Origin of the sequence: uncultured Mailhella sp. (assembly GCF_947631555.1) — a bacterium.
Taxonomy (GTDB): Bacteria; Desulfobacterota; Desulfovibrionia; order Desulfovibrionales; family Desulfovibrionaceae; genus Mailhella.
In genome coordinates this window covers 1-4723 of the sequence record NZ_CANRLT010000115.1, presented here as the reverse complement: position 1 = coordinate 4723, position 4723 = coordinate 1, and the positions used below count along the sequence as shown (strand labels likewise).

Annotated in this window: 4 protein-coding genes; all 4 read right to left on the bottom strand. The window is 51.9% G+C overall.

All coding sequences use genetic code 11. From position 1 onward, the window contains the following. Nucleotides 1-261 (bottom strand): ATP-binding protein (locus Q0Z94_RS11000; RefSeq protein WP_298069665.1); only part of this gene is annotated, 261 nt, incomplete at its 3' end. 143 nt (nucleotides 262-404) lie between these two features. Next, nucleotides 405-2534 (bottom strand): 3'-5' exonuclease, encoded by a 2130-nt coding sequence (locus tag Q0Z94_RS10995; RefSeq protein WP_298069663.1) that lies wholly within the window; start codon nucleotides 2532-2534, stop codon nucleotides 405-407. A 109-nt stretch (nucleotides 2535-2643) separates the two neighbouring features. After that, a complete protein-coding gene (locus Q0Z94_RS10990) occupies nucleotides 2644-2844 on the bottom strand; it encodes a hypothetical protein (protein WP_298069661.1) in 201 nt (66 codons plus the stop codon). A gap of 16 nt (nucleotides 2845-2860) precedes the next feature. Further along, entirely contained in the window at nucleotides 2861-4162 is a 1302-nt protein-coding gene (locus Q0Z94_RS10985) for a hypothetical protein (RefSeq protein ID WP_298069659.1), read from the bottom strand. Nucleotides 4163-4723 lie beyond the last annotated feature (561 nt).

The window sequence follows — 4723 nt, the reverse complement described above, 5'->3', positions numbered from 1 at the left end:
CTGCACCAAAAGCGGGCTGCGGACATGCTGACTGGCGGCGTTGCCGATCAGCTGGTTCGCAGCATGTACTTCCTGGGGTGTTATGCCGGAGATGGTTCCGTCATCCTGCACACCGATAAGGATGACGCCGCCGCTGGCATTGGCGAAGGCTGTCATTTCCGCCGCCAGAGAATCCGCATTGTCGATTCGGGACTTGAACTGACGTGTGCTGTCCTCGCCTGCGGCTGCCTCTTCCCTGAGCATCTGAAGTGTGAGTGCCATGCGGACTCCTTACAATACTATCCTTTTCCTGCATCAAGTGTACACGATAATCGGAACATCTGCAAAAGCTGCCCCCGGCCGGAAAAATGTCCGCCGCCGCGTTGCTGGCAGCGGCCAAGGTTTCCGGCAGGAATTGGGCATAGTTAAATCGATCTGTCTTGTGGGTGAAGGTGGTCTGATGCCTGAATTAAGAGGTCATCCAGAAATTCCGATGTCTGCTCCACACCACAGATCAGCAAATGATCCCGCGCCCGTGTACAGGCCACATACAAAAGCTGACGTTCGGTGTTGTACACGTCTTCCAAATCCGCATCATCGCCCATATCTTCTATTTTCTTTTGGGAAGGGATGACATCGGCATCACAGGCCATGACAGCCACGGCGTAAAATTCCAGTCCCTTGGCAAGGTGCATAACAGCAATAGTAGCACTGTCCTTGGGAATATCCATCTCTCTGTCAAGAACGACATGGGGAATTTTTGCCTGTCGCAACGCAGCTTCGGCGCGGGGAATTTCCGTCTCAGAGCGGACAAAGACCGCCATTTCTCGTGCGGCCACACCGTTGTCGCGGCGTGTGACAAGCCAGTGTGCCACAGCTTGGATTTCCTCTTCTTCTGATGCAAAAGAGAGAATGGCGGGTTGTGGGCCATTGAAGGCGGAAATTGGATTGCTCCGCTTTTCCACGTTGCCACCGGCGACGGTGAGTTCCGTATCCAGAAGTTTGCCGGCCTGACTGCGTATCTGGTGTGACGTGCGATAGTTGACGCGCAGGGTAAAGGAACGCCCTCGAATGTCCACTCCTAAAGATTTCCAAGAGAAAGGCACCTGGAAAATGCGTTGTCCAAGATCACCGCAGAAACAGAGGGCATCCGGCCTGTGTGCGCCGAGCGCCGCTATAAAGCGCATTTGGGCATAGCTCAAATCCTGCGCTTCATCTACAACAACAAAATCAAAGGGCGGATTTGTCGTTTCAGCCATCAGGAATGACAATCGGGTATAGAGAGATGCTTCCGTGTAAAGATGTTGTTCCGCCAACGCATTGTTCACACGTTCAAATACGGACCAAAGGGCTTGGCGACGCTTTTCGGAAAGGCGAGTTTTCCTGCCGAGGCGCGGTGTAACACGGTATTCCTCCCATGATGTTAGTTGACGGGCATCCACTAGCTCATGCCATTCGGCGTACAGGAAACGTTCCGTGTATCCTTTAAGTGGCAAAGCCGCTACTTCCTGCCGCAGAATGTCCAAAATGCGTGTTTTGGTGGCAAGCGTAACACCTCTGGCAATATCTGGTTCCCGCAGGCGGAATAGTCGTTGCGCTTGCGTTGCCAGAGCTCGTACATCGATACGTTCGGCCAACTTTGGCTCATGTGCCAGCAGACAATTGAGTTTGTTGCGCAAGGCATGGGCAAGGGGATCGCTCAAGGTGGTGAGCAAAATCCTCGCGTCTGGATTGGTGCGGGCCAGATGTGCTGCACGGTGCAGGGCAACAACGGTTTTTCCCGTTCCGGCGGAGCCGCATACCTTGATCGGTCCATTGAAGCAGCCTTCCACCAAGGTGCGTTGATCAGGATGGAGGAAAACAAGCCATTTGTCCCATGGGTAGTCAAGGGCACACTGCAGCTCTTCCGCACTGCCCATGAGGCGGAAACGGCGTTGGGAATCCGGGTGTTGAAAAGCGACAGAGAAATCCTGAGTTGCCGGTATAAGGGTGGCATAGTTTACACTATCAGGCATCCGCCCCAAAGCCATATCCAGCAGGGCTTCTCCAGCTTCCGCCGGGAGATGCGACGCAAGTTCCAAAAGAGCATCCTGATCGGCAAGTGCCCGCACTGCGGGAAGCCATTCAGCAGGAATGCCCAACCTCAAGAGCTGGTTATCAGAAACAGACGCAAACAGGGGATGCCCTGTTATGATTTCGGGTTCATGACGTGTAATGGTGTGTACCACTTCCCGAACTTCCACAATCTGTGCCGCACCGGTTTGAGGATGTACTTCCAGTTTACGTTTTTCTGCCCATGCGTAGGCCTTGTCGTGATGATCTACATAGCAGAACAGCAAACTTTGTGTCGTGCGGTGTGCGATAATGCGGATATCCAAGCCCGCAGACAAGGACCAGAAATTTTTGTCCTTGCAGCGATCCAGCTTATGAAAGCGAAGCCCAGGATTGGACGGATTGACCTGCGCATCAAAAGCCGTCTGTTTGACCAGCTTCTGCTCATCGGCAGTCAGCTTGCACAAACTGGCGGTAAAGGTGTCGGCTATGAGGAATTTCATTAATTGCCTCCTTCAACCCTATTTTCTGATTCAATTATGTTGGCATAGTTGCTTAATAATACATACTCCACGCTGCCATCATAATTATTAAATTTATATATCTTTCATGTTAGATAGCATCCGAACGCACTGTTTTAAACCGGCGTTGATCCAAAATACTTCGAGTTTGTGCATTATTTGCATAGTCATTCATCTTTTCATAAGTGCCATCCCATGATGGTTCTGAAAAAAACTCGTTCTGCTCAAACAAATGGACATCATATTCAAAGAGCAGAATGCGTGAGATTTCATAGTCTTTACCGTTGTCCATGCTGAGCCCCGGATACTCACTGCACTTTGTACACCTTCATCACCTCATCGCCCAGGTGGTTGATGACCTTGACCGCAATTCTGCCGGATTTTGGCCGGTCAAAGGGGCGCGAGGTGGCGCTGTGCAGGCTCTCCCACGCTTCGCGGTCGATTTCGGCCTTGAGAGTAGTTTTAAGAGACTTGTAGAGATCGCCCGCACCCAGAAAGTATGCGTGGCGTACAAAGAAGGATTCCTCGTTATAATCGGTATCGATAAACCAGCAGGCAATAGTAGCCGGATCATCGTTGCGCACTTCTCCGGTGGCTGGGTCGAATACATCCACGCCTTTGACCGTGACCTTAATTTGGTTGTCGGGGGCATCTTCAATGACAATGTCCGGTTCGCCAAAAATGACGAAGAGGTTGCCTTTACCTGTATTCTTGAGATCGGCGGACATATGCAGGTCGGCATTCATACGCGCCTTGAGAATACGCACCGTGCCAAGGCTGGGCAAGTCGCTGGAGGCGGCATCGTAGTTGAAGGCGCAGGAAATAAGCAGTTCAAAACCAGCCTCGCCTGCTTCCCGTGCTGCTGCGGCCAGATCCTGTCGAGTGACGCTACCGAACTCCGGCCCGATGAAGATGGCGGCCCGGCGTTCTTTTTCGCCTTCCATGTATCTGCCTTCAGCGTTGATGTACCGCACACCTGGCCAGCCTTTGAGCGCGGTGAAGACGATTTTGTCCTCTTTGTGCGCTTGCTGAACGCCGGAGCGTTTCAACTCCTCCAAAATCATGGACGCAAAGTCCTGCGCGCCGTCCTGTACCGCCCGCTCCAGCGGATCGATAATATCGTCGTTTTCATCCACGGTCAGCATACGGTGCGGGGAAAGGCTCTCCACGGTAAAGGGTCCGGCCACGCGCACTTTTTTGCTATCTGTATAGGGCTTGTCATACAAAAACTCAAAGTCCGCCTTTGCGGCGATGGATGCGTCGATTTCCTTCTGACGGCCGATACGGGCCTCCCACCAAGCGGCATGGAGGTTCTTGATTCTCTGGACGTGTGCTTGGCGGTCAACGGGCTCAACGGTAACGCGTTGCTGGGTTACACTGGTCAGCCATGAAGGAATATATGACTCGATTTCTCGCGGGATTTCCCATTCCTCCCAATGCGTTTCCACCAGTTTTATGAGTTCCAGGCGCAATGGCTCCAGCGTTTTCTGCCATTTTTCCCAAATGACATTGATTTCCGCATTATTGGCGATAGATTTCAGGGTAATGTGCGGCACACGCTCATAGACAAATCCATGCCTGATGTTGCCGTAAGTGGGGCGATCTGCCACCGGTTTCTGCGACAGTTCCGTTTCTTTCTTTTGCCCTTCTGGAGTTGAGGTAAATTTAATTAATGAAATTAAATTTAGTTAAGAAAATGAACTTTTTTATTTTTATCAAAAATTTTTTTTGAGGTTTGAGACTTCCCTTTTTAGGGGGGGGAAGAGCAGGTGACAAGACGGCAAAGCCGATGAAATCCTCTCCCTTCAGGGATGGACAATCCGCTCCTTTCCTTGGCCGTCCTTAACTGCCGGAGGCGCGGCATGCGTGCGCCGCTGATAGCTAGCAGGTCGCGCACAATCGGGCTTTGCCCGCTCAAGCATGGTTGCGGCCGGCTCACAGGGCAGGTGTCTGCTGAGTCAGTCGGCGGATGGGGCGACTGTGGATTGAAACATGAAACGTATACGAGTAAGGGCTGCAGCAGTTTGAGGGACCAGGTCCTCGAGACAGAGGGACTGTTTTAACGAGAAAACCCGCCGTAGATGGATGGCGGTTCTTTTTGGTTAAACGAAACCCCCAGCTAGGCTGGGGGTTCAAGAAAACTTAAAGTTATAAGTATGTTATAAAAACTC

Coding starts and splice junctions, on each gene's coding strand:
- Q0Z94_RS10990 (WP_298069661.1), bottom strand. CDS start 2,844: ATGGACAACGGTAAAGACTATGAAATCTCACGCATTCTGCTCTTTGAA.
- Q0Z94_RS10995 (WP_298069663.1), bottom strand. CDS start 2,534: ATGAAATTCCTCATAGCCGACACCTTTACCGCCAGTTTGTGCAAGCTG.